This window comes from Sediminibacterium sp. C3, from assembly GCF_000508085.1.
Lineage (GTDB): Bacteria > Bacteroidota > Bacteroidia > Chitinophagales > Chitinophagaceae > Sediminibacterium.
In genome coordinates this window covers 2,708,838-2,726,233 of the sequence record NZ_KI669560.1, presented here as the reverse complement: position 1 = coordinate 2,726,233, position 17,396 = coordinate 2,708,838, and the positions used below count along the sequence as shown (strand labels likewise).

19 protein-coding genes are annotated in these 17,396 nt (G+C 39.5%); 14 read left to right on the top strand and 5 right to left on the bottom strand.

The genetic code is table 11. The annotated features are described in order from the left end of the window. Positions 1-84 precede the first annotated feature (84 nt). The gene (hxpB, locus tag F777_RS16725) at positions 85-750 is read right to left on the bottom strand and encodes a hexitol phosphatase HxpB (protein WP_037369474.1); all 666 of its coding nucleotides are present in this window, start codon (positions 748-750) and stop codon (positions 85-87) included. A 69-nt stretch (positions 751-819) separates the two neighbouring features. Here hxpB and F777_RS0112740 point away from each other — a divergent pair, with 69 nt between their 5' ends. Continuing rightward, a complete protein-coding gene (locus F777_RS0112740) occupies positions 820-1,587 on the top strand; it encodes a lysophospholipid acyltransferase family protein (RefSeq protein ID WP_026752379.1) in 768 nt (255 codons plus the stop codon). 6 nt (positions 1,588-1,593) lie between these two features. On the opposite strand, the gene F777_RS0112735 is transcribed toward F777_RS0112740, so the two are convergent. The 4 genes from F777_RS0112735 to F777_RS0112720 are packed head-to-tail and all read right to left on the bottom strand — an operon-like array spanning position 1,594 to position 5,860. Beyond that, positions 1,594-2,106 carry an acyl-CoA thioesterase gene (locus tag F777_RS0112735; RefSeq protein ID WP_026752378.1) on the bottom strand — a complete coding sequence of 171 codons (513 nt, stop codon included), beginning with the start codon at positions 2,104-2,106 and terminating at the stop codon, positions 1,594-1,596. Positions 2,107-2,152: 46 nt separating this feature from the next. Further along, entirely contained in the window at positions 2,153-3,250 is a 1,098-nt protein-coding gene (locus F777_RS0112730; RefSeq protein WP_026752377.1) for a mandelate racemase/muconate lactonizing enzyme family protein, read from the bottom strand. 10 nt (positions 3,251-3,260) lie between these two features. Beyond that, positions 3,261-4,361: an FAD-binding domain-containing protein gene (locus tag F777_RS0112725; protein ID WP_026752376.1), complete on the bottom strand. Its 1,101-nt coding sequence runs from the start codon at positions 4,359-4,361 to the stop codon at positions 3,261-3,263. Beyond that, positions 4,358-5,860: a cryptochrome/photolyase family protein gene (locus F777_RS0112720; protein ID WP_026752375.1), complete on the bottom strand. Its 1,503-nt coding sequence runs from the start codon at positions 5,858-5,860 to the stop codon at positions 4,358-4,360. The genes F777_RS0112725 and F777_RS0112720 overlap by 4 nt, the downstream gene beginning before the upstream one ends. A 54-nt stretch (positions 5,861-5,914) precedes the next feature. Here F777_RS0112720 and F777_RS0112715 point away from each other — a divergent pair, with 54 nt between their 5' ends. From F777_RS0112715 to F777_RS0112655, 13 genes are all read left to right on the top strand, one after another. Further along, complete coding sequence (locus F777_RS0112715; protein WP_051408607.1) at positions 5,915-6,631, top strand: SDR family oxidoreductase; 717 nt, start codon at positions 5,915-5,917, stop codon at positions 6,629-6,631. An 80-nt stretch (positions 6,632-6,711) separates the two neighbouring features. Then, the gene (locus F777_RS0112710) at positions 6,712-7,902 is read left to right on the top strand and encodes a proline dehydrogenase family protein (RefSeq protein ID WP_026752373.1); all 1,191 of its coding nucleotides are present in this window, start codon (positions 6,712-6,714) and stop codon (positions 7,900-7,902) included. A gap of 58 nt (positions 7,903-7,960) precedes the next feature. Continuing rightward, complete coding sequence (locus F777_RS0112705) at positions 7,961-8,617, top strand: hypothetical protein (protein ID WP_026752372.1); 657 nt, start codon at positions 7,961-7,963, stop codon at positions 8,615-8,617. Positions 8,618-8,691: 74 nt separating this feature from the next. Then, positions 8,692-9,486: a thymidylate synthase gene (locus F777_RS0112700; RefSeq protein WP_026752371.1), complete on the top strand. Its 795-nt coding sequence runs from the start codon at positions 8,692-8,694 to the stop codon at positions 9,484-9,486. Between the two features lies 1 nt (position 9,487). Further along, positions 9,488-9,985, top strand: coding sequence for a dihydrofolate reductase (locus F777_RS0112695; RefSeq protein WP_026752370.1), 498 nt, complete (start codon positions 9,488-9,490; stop codon positions 9,983-9,985). Positions 9,986-10,163: 178 nt separating this feature from the next. Beyond that, the gene (locus tag F777_RS17920; RefSeq protein ID WP_152530920.1) at positions 10,164-10,457 is read left to right on the top strand and encodes a hypothetical protein; all 294 of its coding nucleotides are present in this window, start codon (positions 10,164-10,166) and stop codon (positions 10,455-10,457) included. Beyond that, positions 10,457-11,254, top strand: a complete 798-nt coding sequence (locus F777_RS0112685; RefSeq protein ID WP_026752368.1) for an O-methyltransferase — start codon at positions 10,457-10,459, stop codon at positions 11,252-11,254. Before F777_RS17920 ends, F777_RS0112685 begins: the two co-directional genes overlap by 1 nt. Before the next feature lie 17 nt (positions 11,255-11,271). Then, a complete protein-coding gene (locus tag F777_RS0112680) occupies positions 11,272-12,399 on the top strand; it encodes an NAD(P) transhydrogenase subunit alpha (protein WP_026752367.1) in 1,128 nt (375 codons plus the stop codon). A 7-nt stretch (positions 12,400-12,406) separates the two neighbouring features. Then, positions 12,407-12,715 (top strand): NAD(P) transhydrogenase subunit alpha part 2, encoded by a 309-nt coding sequence (locus tag F777_RS0112675; RefSeq protein WP_026752366.1) that lies wholly within the window; start codon positions 12,407-12,409, stop codon positions 12,713-12,715. Between the two features lies 1 nt (position 12,716). Next, the gene (locus F777_RS0112670; protein WP_026752365.1) at positions 12,717-14,144 is read left to right on the top strand and encodes an NAD(P)(+) transhydrogenase (Re/Si-specific) subunit beta; all 1,428 of its coding nucleotides are present in this window, start codon (positions 12,717-12,719) and stop codon (positions 14,142-14,144) included. Between the two features lies 1 nt (position 14,145). Next, a complete protein-coding gene (locus F777_RS0112665; protein WP_051408606.1) occupies positions 14,146-15,504 on the top strand; it encodes a methyltransferase RsmF C-terminal domain-like protein in 1,359 nt (452 codons plus the stop codon). 23 nt (positions 15,505-15,527) lie between these two features. Then, a complete protein-coding gene (locus tag F777_RS0112660) occupies positions 15,528-16,640 on the top strand; it encodes a LysM peptidoglycan-binding domain-containing protein (protein ID WP_026752363.1) in 1,113 nt (370 codons plus the stop codon). A 1-nt stretch (position 16,641) separates the two neighbouring features. Further along, entirely contained in the window at positions 16,642-17,376 is a 735-nt protein-coding gene (locus F777_RS0112655) for a rhodanese-like domain-containing protein (protein WP_026752362.1), read from the top strand. Positions 17,377-17,396: the final 20 nt, after the last annotated feature.

The following is a 17,396-nucleotide window of genomic DNA, read 5'->3' as shown; positions in this document are numbered from 1 at the left end:
ATTGCCTCGTCCTAAAATAAGTTGACACAAAAGTTGACTTATGCAGAGTAACAATTATTTAAAGAGAACCCAAAGGGACTACAGCTAACTGTTAAACAGACGGTCAAAATGCAATTCGCCAAAATTTTGCAGAGAGCTTAGTTTTAAATCTGCTGCCCCCCATTTTTCTTCCTTTGTTTGGGAGTGGTGGGGTATTACCACACATTTCATTCTGGCAGATTTGGCTGCTATCATACCATTAAAGGAATCTTCAAAACAAATACATTCGGTTGGCTTGCTATTCATGGCTTCAGCGCAATTCAAATAAACCTGTGGGTGAGGTTTACCATAAGGAAGAAATTCTGCAGATGAAGTGGCACTTAAGTAAGGCCCAATGCCCGTCATTCTTACTACCAGATCAATTAATTCAGGCGGAGAAGAAGTTGCCAGGCCTATTTTAAATTCTTTGTTTGCAAAAAAGTCAAATATATGTGGCACACCGGGCATGATGCTGGCTTTCTCTTCAATTTTTTTTAGTACACCCTTCACAATTTCCTTTTCTGCATCGGGCGCATGCTGCATGTCTATCTTAAAATATTGAAACCACCAATCTACAAATTCTTTGGTTCTGAGTCCTGTAGTGCTTGCATACATGGCATTGGATAGTTGAACACCATAGGATTTAAATGTATCTGTTGCAGCTTCATGCCAAAGTGGCTCGCTGTCTATTAATAATCCATCTATATCAAAAATTACGGTTGTTAATGCCATCTGTTATTTTTTCTGCTGCAAATGTATAATCTATTCCTTATTTTGCACTGCTGGCCAATTATTATCGACATGAATTTAGTGGAAAGACTAAAAAATATTCGTTTAGTAAGATCATTCGTTTATGGTTTTGTAGGAATGGCTACTTATCCGGGTCTTACAGTTATCAATACTATAAAAATTGAAGGTACGGAGCATTTGAAAAAATTGCCTAGAAACAATGTACTCTTCGTAAGTAATCACCAGACTTATTTTGCGGATGTAGTTACATTCATTCATATTTTCTGTGCGGTTAAATGGAGAAAGGAAAACAAACTGGGACTACCTTATTATTTGTTGAATCCTTTTACGAATGTTTATTTTGTTGCAGCAGAAGAAACCATGAACGGCAGTCTGATCAGCCGCATGTTTAAGCTGGCCGGTGCTTTAACCGTAAAAAGGACCTGGAGAGCGGAAGGAAAAGATGTAAGCAGAAACAGGGACGAGTCTGATACGCAGAAAATTGATCAGGCCTTAAATAAGAGCTGGGTAATTACTTTTCCTCAGGGTACCACCAAACCTTTTGCTCCTGGAAGAAAAGGTACAGCGCATATCATTAAAAATAACCAGCCCGTTGTAGTTCCAGTAGTCATCAATGGTTTCTGGAGGGCTTTCACCAAAAAAGGATTGTCATTCAAGAAAAAGGGCTCCCTTTTATCGGTTAGATTTAAAGAACCCATGATTATTGATTATACACAGTCTGTAGATGAAATCTTAGACCAGGTAATGGAAGCTATTGAGCAAAGCAAGAATTATATGCTCAAAGGGAAACATCATTTGATGAGTAAGCTCGACAAATAGTCCCCCTTATTTTACAAATAGGGCTTTTAATTCACTGGCATCATCCGGTTTCATTTTACCAGCTAAAATGAGTCTTAGCTGTCTTCTTCTTAATGCACCATCATAAAGCCTTTGCTCATCTTCAGTTTCTGGTATTAATTGAGGAACAGGTCTTGGTTTTCCGTTGGGGTCTAATGCAACAAAGGTGAAAAATGCTTCATTGCTTTCGTATTTATATTGATGAAGCAAATCTTCTCCCCAGACTTTCAGGTGAACTTCCATGGAAGTATTGAATGCCCGGCAAACTTTTGCTTCAATATGAACCACATTCCCCAGTTTGATTGGGTTTTTAAAACTTAAATTGTCAACGGAAGCGGTCATTCCTGGCGTGTTGGAATGTTTACCAGCAGCAATGCCCGCAGCAATATCCATCCAATACATTAAACGACCTCCCATTAAATTCCCAAAAGTATTGGTATCGTTGGGCAACACCAACTCATTCATAATGGTAAAACTTTCACTAGACTTTTTCGCCTCCATAACAGTTATTTCAAATGCAAATATAAGATAGCCAAACCAGCTATGATTAAATGGTTATACTTTCCAGTCCAGAAAGAAAATCCAGGTCTACGCTTGCACCAATTCCGGGTTGTTCGGATAATATCAGTTCCAATCCTTTATATTGTACTCCTTCGGTAACAGGATCCACTTTATGGCCAAGTAAACAAGTGTCTAAATCGTAAAAAACAATGTTCTTTTTGGACATGGCAAAATGAACTTTGGCGGTTAAAGCCAGTCGGCTTTCCAGCATACCTCCCATCATACAAGGAATATTATTTTTTTCAGCTACTTCGTTGATTCTGGTAGCTTCTGCAATTCCCCCGCTTTTGGCAAATTTAATATTGATATAGTGGCAGGCTTGGTTTCTAATGATTCTTTCCGCATCATGATGCGTGTAAACGGATTCGTCTGCCATAAGCGGTATGGGTGAAATTTGGCAAAGCGCTGGCAGTAATTCATCATTATAGGTACGCATGGGTTGTTCGCAAAACTCTATCTTGTATTTCCCCAATTCAATTAATGCGGTTACTGCATCATCGTATGTCCATCCCTGATTGGCATCAATTCTAATAGCAGTTGAATAACCTATAGCATCCCGAATGGCTTTGATTCTTTCAATATCATCGGCTGCATTTTTTCCCAATTTCACCTTGATGGTTTCAACGCCATTCTCAACAAAGGCAATTGCCTGTTTTGCCATGGCTTCAGGACTGTCAATTCCAATGGTTAAATCACTGATAATGGGCTTACGTGATCCGCCCAGAAAAGCATATAATGGTTGGCCTGCGTGTTGAGCAGCGATATCGTGCAATGCCAAATCAAAAGCGCTTTTGGCTGTATAATTTCTGGCAGTAAATAAATCCAGTTCCTGCATCCGGCTAGTGATATCCAATGGGTCTTTTTGTTTCCAAATGGCTGCAAATTCTTTAGCCATTTCAAAACAAGTGGCTTGGGTTTCTCCAACTATCATGGGGAAAGCAGAGCATTCTCCGGTTCCAGTAATTCCCTCATTTGTATGTACACGAATTAAAAGGTTCTGTGCGTAATGCATGGTACCGGTTGCAATGGTGAATGGTACCATGGGAATTGAATACTTGTATATGTCTATGGAAGTGATTTGCATAAGCAAATGTCTATTTTTCCTGGTAATAACGTTCACATTTTTTCCAATACGAAAAGAAGCTTCCGAAGTATTGATTTACGGCAGGAAATAACCAGGCTCTTTCTTCCTGAATTCCTTTATAGTGGTTAGCTATGGGATGTTCTTTAAAGATGATTTTGTTATTGCCAGCCAAAGTTTCCAACTCTTTAAATGCACCTGTAAACACCTGAATATCCAATATATTGTCTTTGGCAACATTCAATATAAAATGGATTACTTTCTCACTAATCGGAAACTTCTCAAAGTGGTCGGGCTCTAGAAGCAATATTCTGTTGGCATTGATTTCGTTATGCCAGTTGGGATCCAGATTATAGGAATTATAAATGAGCGTTGGTAAGGATGGATCAATAACAGGCGTTTTTTTCTCGGGTAATGGAGTTGTTAAATGAATGTCTTCTGTTGGTTTAAGATCAACAGGTATTTCTGCAAATGGAAATGCTTCATAAGGGCAATCCAGATAACTACCATGCTGTTGTGTACCCGCATACTTATTGATATTATCCTGATTGGCGTAATATTTTTTACTACTGAATGATCCTGCAACCCATTGCCAGCTTAGCATATTACTAGCCAGGTCTCCATCTAATAAATGATAATACATCCATTTTGCGGGCATATGCCAGTGTGATTTTGCAATATTGCAGGTGAGCATTGCAGTATACATTCTGGCATGATTGTGCATATAGCCTGTTTGATAAAGTTGACTAATGGCTTTATCTATTGCCTCAATACCAGTATTGGCAGATACAATTTTAGTGGGAATCTGCCTGTGCTTCACATTTTCCTGGTCCTGTTTCAAATCACTAAAAATGGCTGAACCTTTGTGTTGCCAAACTCGCTGGAAAAACTCTCTCCAGGCCAGTTCCTGAATGAGTTTTTCGGAAACATACCTTCCAAATTTCGGAACAACAATTTGTTTTATTTGTGGCAACTGGATAACTCCTCTGGCAATAAACGGCGAGAGGTATGTTACAGCTCCATTTATGAAGTTTCGGGTCTTCTCGTATTTCCGTGCATCGGCTGCTTCAATGCGGCCAATTATTTCATTGTATTTAGTTGGGAAATAAATCATTTTGAAATTGTTTTTAAATAGTCTTCTGCAATTTGTAAATGCGTATGTCTTTTTTGTTCCGGCATTTTATCAAAAGTTTTGTTAAGCATCCCCAGTCTTGGATTTTTTAAGAAAAAATCCTTGTGAACATGCATGAAACGCCAGAAGAGAGCATCCCAAATTTCCTGCCATTTGCCTTTGGGATAGTTGCTCATCTTCATTATATAGTTACTGCCGCTGATATAGGGTTTTGTTGTCATCAGGCCCCCATCTGCAAATTGAGTCATGCCGTATACATTGGGTACCATTACCCAATCATAAGCATCTACGTACATTTCCATGAACCACTTATAAACTTCATCAGGATCAAATTCGCAGAGCAGCATGAAGTTGCCCAAAACCATTAATCGTTCAATATGATGATTATATCCTGTTTTATTTAGTTTCTGTATTACTTCATCTACAGGTACAATGCCTGTTTCTCCTGTGTAAAATGTTGCCGGTTTTTTTCTGCTGAATCCCCAGAAATTCTTAGTTCTCTGTTTGGAACCAATTCTGCCATATACCTGATAGATAAATTCTCTCCATCCAATTATCTGACGAATAAAACCTTCTAGCGAATTCATTGGAATTTCCTGTTTTTGAGCAAAAGCCAGTGTTTTACTAACAATCCAATCAGGGGTTAATAAGCCAATATTCATCAATGGACTTAAAACACTATGGTTTAATACAGTTTCTCCCGCAACCATTGCATCTTCGTATTTTCCGAAATCATGAAATCTTTCTTGAAGAAATTGATTAAACCAGGCTTCAGCCGAATGGTAGTCCACAGGATAGTACTGTGGGTTAATTGAATCCCCAAAGGGCGCTCCCTGCACTCCTGGGTTTTTAGGAAAGTATTTTCTTACGTATTCCTTCGCTTCCAGTATATATGCGTTTTCCTGTGACAGGGTAAGAGCAGGTGGAATTGCATTTTTGGGATATTTTTCCCTGTTTTCTGAATCAAAAGTCCATTTGCCACCCACAGGTTGTCCCATTTCATTAACCAGTATATTTCTTTGTTTTCGTTGCCAGGTATAAAAATCAGTTTGAAAATAGGTTTTCTTCTTTTCGAAAAAACCATCACAGTCTTTCAATGTATTTAAAAAGCCCGGATTCGTAAATACCTGTAATGTAATCCCCTGATTGATACAGGCTTTTTTAAGCCTGACTGATAACCAATGATCAGCCGGGTCCGCAACTTGAATGTATTCTATTCCCAGTTTAGCCAGATTGGGAATCAGTTGACGGATATCAGAGATAGTTTGATTGGCTTCTATATATTCCACTTCTAATCCATTCTCTTTCAGATATGCTTCATAAGCTTTCATGCTAGCCCTATGCAATAAAAGTTTTTGAAAATGAAATGAATACTGGTTGAAAAAGAGGGATTCTTCAATCAGGTAAACCTTGTATATGTTGTTTAAGGCTTTATTCTGCTTAAAAAGCTGGTTCGGGAAGACCAGGGAAACTGTTTTCATATTAGGCATTTACAACAAATTCATATTCGCTTTGTTGTATAGCAAAACAGTAAAATGGAATCATTGAAAGGAAGGGTTGTTTTATTGGCAGGTGCCACAGGCGGAGTTGGATCTCAGGTTGCCAAACAATTAAGTGCCAGCGGAGCTATCGTATACATTACAGGCAGAGACAGTCAGAAACTGGAAGAAGTAGCTTCACAGGCAGGTATACCTGCGAGCAGGACATTTCAAATGGATATTACCAGTGAGACTTCAGTTAACCAGGTGGTATCGCAGGTTTTGGCTCAAACCCCATTCATTCATACCCTCATAAATGCTACAGGAATCGGGATTATAAAAACCATGGATACGCTCGACTCGGCTTCCTTTGAAAAAGTGCTTCAGGTGAATCTGATTGGCGCTTTTTATCTGGTTAAAGCCGTTTTACCCAATTTGAAAGAACAAAAAAAAGGACTGATTATTAATATTCCCGGAGTATTGGGGAAAGTTCCAATGGCAGGTGCTGCAGCCTACAGTGCCAGTAAATATGGCTTAGTAGGCATGATGCAAAGTATCCGTGAAGAACTTAAAAGAACTGAAATTCGCATTACCAATATATTCCTTGGCGGGATAGATTCCGCTTTCTGGGATAATATTGATCTTAGGGTTCAGCGGGATAAAATGATCATTGCTGAAGAAGCGGCAAAAGCCATCTGGTTCCTTTGTCAGCAACCTTCCAGCGGGGTGGTAAGTGAAATGGTATTACAGCCTTTCAACCACCAGGCAATCTGATGAATTTTTCTTGTTTTTTGCACAAATAAAACTTTCTTAAAGAACTAGTACCGATATTTGTGCTACGAACATCTGTTAGTATGAATATTTCCTTTGATAATACCGAGAATGCCTTTGCCTACAAGAGTGACAAGGAATTAAATGGAGCAAAGTTTTTATTTAAAACCATGGAATATCCGTGGTTTGTAAAGCTTGGTACCACATTGACTCCTTATATTATGAAATCAGGCTTGCCCATGGTTAATGGTCTTATCCGTAAAACTATTTTCAAGCAATTTGTAGGAGGTGAAACCCTTGAGGAAACGGCCAATGTTGGAAATTTATTAGGCAAATATGGTATTCAGGTAATACTAGATTACGGTGTAGAAGGGAAAGAATCTGAAGCAAGTTTTGATCATGCTACAGAAGAGTTCATGCGAGTGATTAATTATGCATCCACTCAAACCAATATTCCATTTATCAGCATTAAAGTAACCGGATTGGCCAGATTTGGATTGTTGCAAACTTTAAACGAAGCGCCCAGACTCAGAAGCGGAGTTCATGATCACGAGGAGGAAATTGCAGAGTGGGACAGAGTAAGAGACAGAATGTATACTATTTGCGAATTGGCTGCAGAGAAAAATATTGGCGTATTGATTGATGCAGAGGAAAGCTGGATTCAGGATCCAATTGATCGTCTTTGTATGGAAATGATGGAAGCTTTCAACAAAGAGAAAGTAATTGTTTACAATACCATTCAGCTTTACAGACACGATCGATTGCATTTTTTGCAGCTTTCCTATAAAATTGCCAAACAACAGCAATTTAAGTTGGGCATTAAATTGGTAAGGGGTGCTTACATGGAGAAGGAAAGAGAAAGAGCCCAGGAATTAGGTTATGGTTCACCTATTCAGCCCAACAAGGAAGCAACTGATACGGATTTTAATAAAGCAGTACAGTTTTGCTTTGATCATCTGGAAGATATTTCAGTAATTATTGCTTCACACAATGAAGCAAGCAATTTGCTGGCCGCACAAATAATGCATGAAAGGAATTTAGCTCATAATCATCCACATGTTCATTTTTCTCAGTTATACGGAATGAGCGACAATATTACTTTCAATCTTGCCAAAGAAGGATTTAAAGTAAGTAAATACCTGCCTTTTGGTCCTATCAAGGATGTGATTCCATATTTAATGAGAAGGGCAAAGGAAAATTCCAGTGTTGCAGGACAAACCGGAAGGGAGCTGTCGTTGATACGTAAAGAAATCGCCAGACGAAAGGTTTCATAGCGGTATAAACGGTGCAGCAAAATGAATGCTGAATGCGTCTTATTAAAAACAAAAATTGATGAGACCATTCCTGACTTTTTTATTTTCCGCTTTGCTTTGCAGTAGTGTTTTTGCACAGACAGATAAACCTGTATTTCAGCATTTTTCCAAGGGAAGTTCATTCTGGGGGATTGGCATTTCTCCTGTTTATTCAGATATGCTGGGTTCGTACACAGATATTTCTATCCGTAAAAACAATACCAATCTGGGATTGCTGGCAGCTCCGGTCTACGGGAAATTTATTCAACAGAATTTAATGCTGGGGGTAATGGGGATTGCCGGGTTTCATACCGAGCAGAGAAAGTATATGACCTATCCTGTAACAAATGGAATTCCCCCATTTTTTCCAAATGTAGAAACCAAGGATGTAAATAATAGTATAGACCTTGGTTTGGTCCCAATGGCCCGTTACTATTTTAATTTAAGCAGGAGAAATACTTTTGCCATTTTTTTACAAGCTGGGTTACCGGCAGTTTATTCGAAGTACTCCAACACAACAACTTATAAGTATGTAACTGGCGGAATTGACCGCTTTTCTTACCAGTCCAGTGAATTTACTTTAAGAGGAAGCATTGGGTTTGGACTAAGTGTACAGGGGAAAATGGGCAGTTTTGAAACCCATGTAAGCAATATGGGCTGGTTTTTAGGGTTCAATAAATTGTTGCAGAAAAAATAATTTTCAATAATCACAATTTCTTCACAGATTTCTGAACGAAGGTTAAATGCGGCCATTCTGTTGTTAATTTGTGTATGCAACAATATCACGACCTGCTTAGATATATATTAGAAAATGGTGCCCAAAAAACCGATCGTACAGGTACGGGCACTATTAGTTGTTTTGGATACCAGATGCGTTTTGATCTCTCCAAAGGATTCCCCTTGGTTACCACCAAAAAACTACATTTAAAAAGTATCATTTATGAATTGCTTTGGTTCCTGAACGGAGATACTAATATCAAGTACTTAAATGATAATGGTGTTAGCATCTGGAATGAGTGGGCCGATTCAAATGGTGATTTAGGACCCGTTTATGGTAAGCAATGGAGAAGCTGGGAAGGAGCAGACGGTAAAGTGATTGACCAAATTGCAGATGTGTTGAATCAAATTAAAAATCAGCCGGATAGCAGAAGGATGATTGTGAGTGCCTGGAATGTAGGTGAACTTTCTAAAATGGCACTGATGCCCTGTCATAGTTTATTTCAGTTTTATGTGGCTGATGGTAAATTAAGTTGTCAGTTGTATCAGCGAAGTGCTGATGTGTTTTTAGGGGTTCCGTTCAATATTGCTTCTTACGCCCTCTTAACAATGATGATGGCGCAGGTAACCGGATTAAAAGCGGGGGATTTTATTCATAGTTTCGGGGATGTTCATATTTATAATAACCATCTTTCTCAGGTTGAATTACAGTTGAGTAGAGAACCTTTCCCACTTCCTCAGATGCACCTGAATCCTGAAGTGAATGATTTGTTTGGATTTAGATTTGAAGATTTTACATTAGAAAATTACCAATATCATCCGGCCATTAAAGCTCCGGTTGCTGTATAATATGATTATATCAATAATTGTTGCGGCTTCAGAAAACAATGCCATTGGGTTGAACAACCAGCTGTTGTGGCGTTTGCCAAACGACCTGAAGTTTTTTAAACAGACAACCTGGGCGATGCCAGTTATTATGGGAAGAAAAACATTTGAATCCCTTGCCGGCAAGCCCCTGAATGGCAGGATGAATATTGTAGTTACCAGGCAAGCAGATTGGAATGCAGCCGGTGTACAAAAAGCAGGTTCCCTGGAAGAAGCCATATCAATTGCTGCTTCTAATCATTACAAAGAATCCTTTATTATAGGTGGAGGGGAATTATATGCTGCATCACTCCCCATCGCTCATACTATTTATTTAACAAGGGTTGAAGCAGAATTGGATGGTGATACATTTTTTCCTGCAATTGAGGTTGGGGAATGGAAAATGATAATGGATGAAGCTCATGCTGCTGATGAAAAACATGCTTTTCCTTATCGTTTTCAAAAGTGGACTAAGAAGAGCTGATATGGCAATCTATCCATTTTTATACGTATGGCTCATTCCTTTATTAATTATTTTTTTGGTTGTCAGGAGAGAGCAGTTCGTCAATAGCTGGGTTCATGAACTCTTGCCAATATTGAATTTGATATTGTTGGTGTATGCCGCATATCAACTCAGGATAATAATTGGATTAATTCAGTTTTTGAGATCTATTTCCGCATCTGCACCCAAAGACTTTCAATGGCAGGATTATTTAGATGCAAATACCATTAAATTGATTGCTTCCCTTGTCTTACCTTTTTTATTTCTTTTGGCTACCTTTAATAAAAGCAAATGGTTTAGCTTGGCAATGATGCTCCTGTATTTGGATATTGCTGAATGGCCTGCCTACTCATGTTGGGAATGGTTTAAAAATATAGCGATTGTTTTCAGCTGGTTTGCTTTTCTGGCAGGTGGCAGATGGACTTGGCTCCAGCTGTCTCAAAAAAATAAATAATGTATAGTCCAATCAAATTAGGGGTAAAATATATTCAGTATTGGTTATTTGCAGAAAATGCCAAAGGACACGGTGTTCATTCTCCGTTTGTATTTGAGTTAATAGACCGTGTATTCAATGATGACCGAGACTTTTATTATTTTCCTTTGATTGAGGCTGCCAGAGAAACTTTCAATCACGACAATGCACTTTTGAATATTACAGATTTTGGTGCTGGCTCAAGACTGAACACTTCCAATACAAGATCGGTTGCCTCCATTGCAAAATCAGCCCTGAAACCTAAAAAATATGCCCAGCTGTTTTTTAGAATGGTGAATTATTTTGGTTCTTCTACCATTCTTGAGCTGGGAACATCTTTAGGGATTACCACGAGCTATCTGGCAGCAGCCAATGCCAATGCCAATGTAATTACTATGGAAGGTTCATCTGAAATTGCTGCTGTTGCTAAGAAACATTTTCAATATCTCGGACTAAAAAATATAGAGCAGGTAACGGGTAATTTCGATGAAACTTTGCCGGGGGTATTGTCTCGGAATGCTCAATTAGACTTTGTATTTATTGATGGAAATCATCGGCTGGAACCCACGATGCGTTATTTTGAATGGCTCAAGCCTCATTTACACGAAAATACTGTTTTGATTTTCGACGATATTCACTGGAGTAAGGAAATGGAGTTAGCCTGGAAAAAAATTCAAGCCGATGAAATGGTAACCCTTACCATTGATTTGTTTTTCATTGGAATGGTTTTTTTTAGAAAGGAAAACAAAGTAAAGCAGCATTTCTCCGTTCGCTATTAAAGCGTTAACTTACGAACATGATAATAGGGATTTTAAAAGAACCCATTGGTGAGAAAAGGGTGGCCATGCTTCCTGCTCAGCTAACCTCTTTATTGCAAGCAGGGGTTGAAGTGCTGGTGGAAAATGAAGCAGGTGTTTTGTCATTTGCTGCCGATGCAGATTATGAATCAGCAGGCGCCAAAATTACCAGCAGATCGGCTCTTATTCAGACCGCTGATATTCTAGTTGGATTCTGGGGGATTGAAACCTCAGAGCTGAAACAAGCAAAGCCGGGTGTTATTTTTATTGGGGTTATGCAGCCACTCTTCAATTATTCACAAATGCAAGAATTGGCAGCATTGGGTTGCACTGCATTTAGTTTAGATATGATACCAAGGACAACAAGAGCTCAGTCTATGGACGTTCTAAGTAGTCAGGCGAATATTGCAGGGTACAAAGCTGTACTTAAAGCAGCTGATTTATTGCCTCACTATTTTCCCATGTTCATGACAGCAGCTGGTAGTATTCCACCTGCTAAAGTTTTGGTGCTGGGTGCCGGTGTGGCAGGCTTGCAGGCAATTGCCACTGCAAAAAGATTAGGAGCTGTTGTGGAAGTTTCAGATACGAGACCCGCTGTAAAAGAAGAAGTGATGAGTTTAGGTGCTAAATTTATTGAAGTAGAGGGAGCTGCTGATGCTTCAGCTGCAGGTGGGTATGCTGTGGAACAATCTGAAGAATTCAAACAGAAACAAAAAGAAAGATTGGCTGCATCTGTTGCCAAATCGGATGTGATTATAGCGACTGCACAGATTCAGGGTAAAAAAGCACCCTTGCTAATAGATGAAGCGATGCTCAAATTAATGAAACCTGGCTCAGTAGTAATTGATTTAGCTGCTTCAACCGGGGGTAATGTATTTGGTGTTCAGCAAAACGCCATCAATCATATCAATGGAATAACGCTGTATGGTAATAGTCAACTTGCTGCTGATATGCCAGTGGATGCCAGTAAAGTGTACGGAAAGAATCTTTATAATTTCTTACAATTGATTGTTTCCAAAGAAGGTGCTATTCAACTCAATTTTGAAGACGATATAGTAAAAGGATGTTGCATAGTTCATAATGGAGCTGTTGTGCATGACAGAATTCTTTCATTGATTAATAACTAAGTATTTTATGAATACATTTTTAGTATTTCTGCAGGAACATATAGAAATGGTTTATATAGTACTGCTCTCAATTTTCCTTGGAATAGAAGTGATTGGCAGAGTGCCTAGTGTGTTGCATACGCCTTTAATGAGCGGTGCCAATGCCATACACGGAGTAGTAATCATCGGTGCCATTATTGTAATGGGACAGGTTGAAGCAGATGATTGGCTGGCGCTTTGTATAGGTTTTTTGGCGGTGGTGTTGGGAACACTGAATGTGGTGGGTGGATTTGTGGTGACAGACAGAATGTTGGAAATGTTTAAGAAGAAAAAATAACATGGAATTAAATCTCCTTACACTTTGTTATCTCCTGGGTTCATTAAGTTTCATTGTTGGACTTAAGATGCTTTCTCATCCCGATACTGCTCGAAAAGGTAATTGGGTAGCAGCGGCAGGTATGGCCATTGCCATATTCGGAACCATTTTTCTTTATAGCGAAGATGGAGTGAAACTTGGCAACTATCCATGGATATTTGCCGGTTTGGCTGTAGGAACCATAATAGGAACGCTGGCAGCCCAGAAAGTAAAAATGACTGCCATGCCTGAAATGGTTAGTCTTTTTAATGGCATGGGTGGTGCTTGTGCTGCATTGATTTCTATCATTGAATTCAGGCATCTGATACATTCTGCTGAATTGGGTCTGGAAAGTTCAGTAACTACGTTAAACATAGACACTGTAACCCTGCTAATTATATTTGCAGGACTTATTATTGGAACCATTTCTTTTTCGGGCAGTATGATTGCCTGGGGAAAGTTAAATGGAAAGGTCAAAGACCTGGCATTTAATGGTCAGCAAATGGCTAATAATGTTCTTTTAATTGGGATTCTTGCTTTTGCAGCGTATCTGACATATAATATTTCCATCACCAACTTTTTCTGGTTTTATCTCATAGCTTTTGCTGCTGTTTTGTACGGAGTTCTTTTTGTGTTACCCATCGGGGGAGCAGATATGCCTGTAGTTATTTCTTTGCTAAATTCATTCACAGGTGTGGCAGCGGCATGTGGTGGATTTTTATATGATAATCAGGTAATGCTTACAGGCGGGATTCTGGTAGGGGCAGCAGGAACATTGCTTACCATACTCATGTGTAAAGCCATGAACCGAAGTCTTACTAATGTATTATTAGGTTCCTTTGGGGGTTCATCCAAAGGAGAACAACAGGCTGTAACAGGCAGTTATAAAGAAATCTCTCTTAGTGATGCGGCCATTTGTATGAGTTATGCAAGTAAAGTCATGATTGTTCCAGGGTATGGATTGGCAGTAGCTCAGGCTCAGCATATATGTCATGAACTGGAACAATTGCTGGAAGAGAAAGGAGTAGAAGTTAAATATGCCATACACCCAGTTGCGGGCAGAATGCCGGGACATATGAATGTATTGCTGGCAGAAGCAGATGTAAATTATGACGCACTGCTGGAAATGGAAGATGCCAATAATGAGTTTAAATCCACAGATGTGGTTTTGATTTTGGGGGCGAATGATGTGGTAAACCCAGCCGCAAAAACCGATCCGGCATCCCCCATATACGGTATGCCGATTTTAGAAGTAGAGCAGGCAAAAACGGTTATTGTAAATAAACGTAGTATGAAGCCTGGATACGCAGGAATTGAAAATGCCTTATTTTTCCAGCCAAAGACGTCCATGTTATTTGGTGATGCAAAAGCTGCATTGCAGAAACTGGTTGCGGAGATAAAAGCAGTATAAAGTGAAATTACCCAAAACGTTTATTGATTCTCTCTTTGGCATTAAGGGCTTTGACAGGGAAAGTTTTGAAGCAGTTCACCAAACAGGGGAACAGATTACCAGCATACGATTGCATCCGCAGAAAAAAGCCAATGTTCAACCAGATTTGCTGGATGAAAGAGTTCCCTGGAGCAAGAATGGATATTATTTAAAAGAGCGACCATCTTTTACGCTTGACCCCTTGTTTCATGCAGGTGGTTATTATGTTCAGGAAGCCAGTTCCATGTTTTTGGAACATGCTTTACAAAGCAGGATACAGGGAACAGGAAAGGGGTTGCGAATATTGGATTTATGTGCAGCCCCTGGCGGAAAATCAACGTTGCTTGCAAGCCTTTATCCGGATGCGATCATTGTAAGTAATGAAGTAATTAAATCCCGGGCGGCCATATTGGTAGAAAATGCTACTAAATGGGGGATGCCCAATATGGTGATAACCAATAATGATCCTGAACATTTTAAAGACTTCGCAGGATATTTTGATATTATTGTTGTAGACGCTCCCTGCAGCGGCAGTGGCATGTTCCGGAAAGATCCGGATGCAATTAACGAGTGGAGTGAACAAAATGTAATCCACTGTAGTCAAAGGCAGGAACGTATTTTGGCGAATATTGTTCCCTGTTTAAAAGAGCGTGGTTTGCTGGTATACTCAACTTGTTCCTATTCATGGGAAGAAGATGAAAAAATAGCTGATTGGCTGTTAAATGAATGGAAACTGGTATCCCTTCCTGTTAAAATTGAAAATGACTGGAATATAATTGAATCTGTTTCGGATCAGGGAAAAGCCTATGGCTATCGCTTTTATCCGAATCTCCTGAGGGGCGAGGGATTTTATTTATCCGTTTTTCAACGGACTGAATCTGCCGGACAGGATCGATTGAGAGAAGTGCCTCTAGTTAAACCTGGTAAATCCGAGTTGGAACAACTTGCTCCGTTTGTAAGTGATATTGCCGAAGCCTTTTATTTTAAGCAAAACAACAGTATCAGGTTTTTGCCACCAGCTTTGGTGAATGACTTGCAGGCATTGTCGTCTAGATTGTACATTAAAAAAGCAGGTATTGAAATGGGAGAGTTTAAAGGTAAATCCTGGATACCTTCCCATGAATGGGCGGTCTCGGTTTTGCCTAAATCAGGACTTCCTTCTATTCAACTGGAAAATGATGCTGCCATACAGTTTTTAAAAAGGGGCAATTTTACAGTGGAATATGGGGGTATTGGTTGGAATTGGGTTGCATTTCAGGAAGTCACGCTGGGTTTAGTTAAAGTTTTGCCCAACCGAATCAATAATTATTATCCATCCGAATGGAGAATATTAAAAGATTAACTTTGCAGACCATTTAATTGATTATGTACCTAAGAAATTATATATTATTTACTCTCCTTTTTATCTCTGTATTTGCCAATGCTCAGGATAAACTAATTGCAGCCGGGGCAACCGGAGACCTGCATATTGTACATCAGCTAAAAGGCAAGGAAACCTTATCTGTGCTGAGCAGAATTTATGGTGCCACCCCCAGGCAAATTGCAGCATATAACAATATCAATGTAAGTGCTGTGCTTTCACCGGGTGTAAAATTGAAAATTCCATTATCGGAAGAAAACCTGGTTCAGGAACAGGAGTTCGCGACCAGTGAACCTGTTTTTCATATTGCCGGTAATGGTGAAAATCTTTTTAGACTCAGCCAGCGTTATTTTAAAGTTCCGTTGGCTAAACTGCGTGAATGGAACGATTTAAAAACAGATGCGCTGAAAAAAGGTCAGGCAATTGTTATTGGATTTATTGGGGGAGCAAAACTGGCTGCAATGAAAGCAGATGCTCCGGCGGCCAATGCGCAGGTTTTTGTGAAGCCTCCGGTGATAGGTGCCCCTGTTGAACCTCAGCCACTAAAAGATCCGAATGTGATGGATGCATCCGTAGATGGAACCAGAGAAATGAAGAAGGGGGAAATGAAGCCGTTAACAGAAACAGATAAGTTTTTTGCCAAAGCAGCCGCAGACAAAGCTAAAAAAGAGGCAGAAGCTGCTGCCAATATAGTTCCTCCTCCTGTTCCTGTTGAGCAGTTTAAAGAAGCTAATAAAGTTTTACCAGTTGAATATAAAATTAGTGAAGAAGAGTTACGATATACACCCAAGCAAGGTGATGAAGGATACTTTGGATTGATTTATGCAATGGATGAACCCACTAAAACCAAGATTAATAAAGCAGGTGATGCGGGTATATTTAAATCTTTAAGCGGATTTTCGGATCGGAAGTTCTATGTGCTAATGAATGATGTTTTGCCAGGTACAATTGTACGCATTTCAACAGCAGATAATAAATCGGTATGTGCCAGGGTTCTGGGACCTGTACCAGAAATTAAGGGGGCACCCGCTTTGGTTATTCGGTTAAGCAATGCTACTGCAGCCGCCTTAGGTAAGGCAGACAATTATTTTCCTATAACGATTACTTATTTACAATAATATGAAAACGCAAATCCTTTCTTCTCTTTTGTTACTTGCTTCTATTTCCTGCAATTCTACAACCAGTGAAAATAAGGTGACAGGTGAAGTTTCAGGCGCTGTGCTACAAACAGGCGGTTCCATTTCCGTAAAAGCATTTGATCAGAAAATGAAGTCGCCGGGTGTTCAGATTTTAGATGTAAGAACTGCAGGTGAATTTCAGGGAGGCCATTTCAATAATGCTTTACAGGCTAACTGGTTAAACGAAAAGGAATTTGTTGATAGGGTTCAATACATTGATAAGACTAAGCCTGTTTTAGTCTATTGTGCTTCAGGAGTCAGAAGTGAGGAAGCCATGAACTGGATGAAGCAAAACGGGTTTAAAGATGTAAGTAATTTAAAAGGAGGTTTGTCTGCATGGCGTATGGAAGGCATGCCTCTGGAGACAAAGGCTGCCAGAGCAGAAATGAGTGTTGCCGCATTTAAAGCAAGTACCAAAGCCGGAACCATTTTGGTGGACATTGGTGCAGCCTGGTGTCCTCCCTGTGTAAAAATGGAACCAGTGCTTCAACAGCTGCAAAAAGAAAAAGGAACACAATATAATTTAGTAAAAGTGGATGGGGGAATTGATATTGCAGTAATGAAGGAATTGCGTTCAGAAGGACTTCCCACATTTATCGTATTTAAGAATGGAAAAGAAGTATGGCGCAAACAAGGTTTGGTAGACTTGCAAACCTTAAGTAAAGCTATAGAATAATTGCCTATTTAGGCGCTGCC

Bases quoted from the DNA above. Each gene is read 5' to 3' on its own strand.
- F777_RS0112730 (WP_026752377.1), bottom strand. From the start codon at position 3,250: ATGCAAATCACTTCCATAGACATATACAAGTATTCAATTCCCATGGTA.
- F777_RS0112715 (WP_051408607.1), top strand. From the start codon at position 5,915: ATGGAATCATTGAAAGGAAGGGTTGTTTTATTGGCAGGTGCCACAGGC.
- F777_RS0112735 (WP_026752378.1), bottom strand. From the start codon at position 2,106: ATGGAGGCGAAAAAGTCTAGTGAAAGTTTTACCATTATGAATGAGTTG.
- F777_RS0112655 (WP_026752362.1), top strand. From the start codon at position 16,642: ATGAAAACGCAAATCCTTTCTTCTCTTTTGTTACTTGCTTCTATTTCC.
- F777_RS0112705 (WP_026752372.1), top strand. From the start codon at position 7,961: ATGAGACCATTCCTGACTTTTTTATTTTCCGCTTTGCTTTGCAGTAGT.
- F777_RS0112700 (WP_026752371.1), top strand. From the start codon at position 8,692: ATGCAACAATATCACGACCTGCTTAGATATATATTAGAAAATGGTGCC.
- F777_RS0112660 (WP_026752363.1), top strand. From the start codon at position 15,528: ATGTACCTAAGAAATTATATATTATTTACTCTCCTTTTTATCTCTGTA.
- F777_RS0112680 (WP_026752367.1), top strand. From the start codon at position 11,272: ATGATAATAGGGATTTTAAAAGAACCCATTGGTGAGAAAAGGGTGGCC.
- F777_RS0112720 (WP_026752375.1), bottom strand. From the start codon at position 5,860: ATGAAAACAGTTTCCCTGGTCTTCCCGAACCAGCTTTTTAAGCAGAAT.
- F777_RS0112725 (WP_026752376.1), bottom strand. From the start codon at position 4,361: ATGATTTATTTCCCAACTAAATACAATGAAATAATTGGCCGCATTGAA.
- F777_RS0112710 (WP_026752373.1), top strand. From the start codon at position 6,712: ATGAATATTTCCTTTGATAATACCGAGAATGCCTTTGCCTACAAGAGT.
- F777_RS0112695 (WP_026752370.1), top strand. From the start codon at position 9,488: ATGATTATATCAATAATTGTTGCGGCTTCAGAAAACAATGCCATTGGG.
- F777_RS0112740 (WP_026752379.1), top strand. From the start codon at position 820: ATGAATTTAGTGGAAAGACTAAAAAATATTCGTTTAGTAAGATCATTC.
- hxpB (WP_037369474.1), bottom strand. From the start codon at position 750: ATGGCATTAACAACCGTAATTTTTGATATAGATGGATTATTAATAGAC.
- F777_RS0112675 (WP_026752366.1), top strand. From the start codon at position 12,407: ATGAATACATTTTTAGTATTTCTGCAGGAACATATAGAAATGGTTTAT.
- F777_RS0112670 (WP_026752365.1), top strand. From the start codon at position 12,717: ATGGAATTAAATCTCCTTACACTTTGTTATCTCCTGGGTTCATTAAGT.
- F777_RS0112685 (WP_026752368.1), top strand. From the start codon at position 10,457: ATGTATAGTCCAATCAAATTAGGGGTAAAATATATTCAGTATTGGTTA.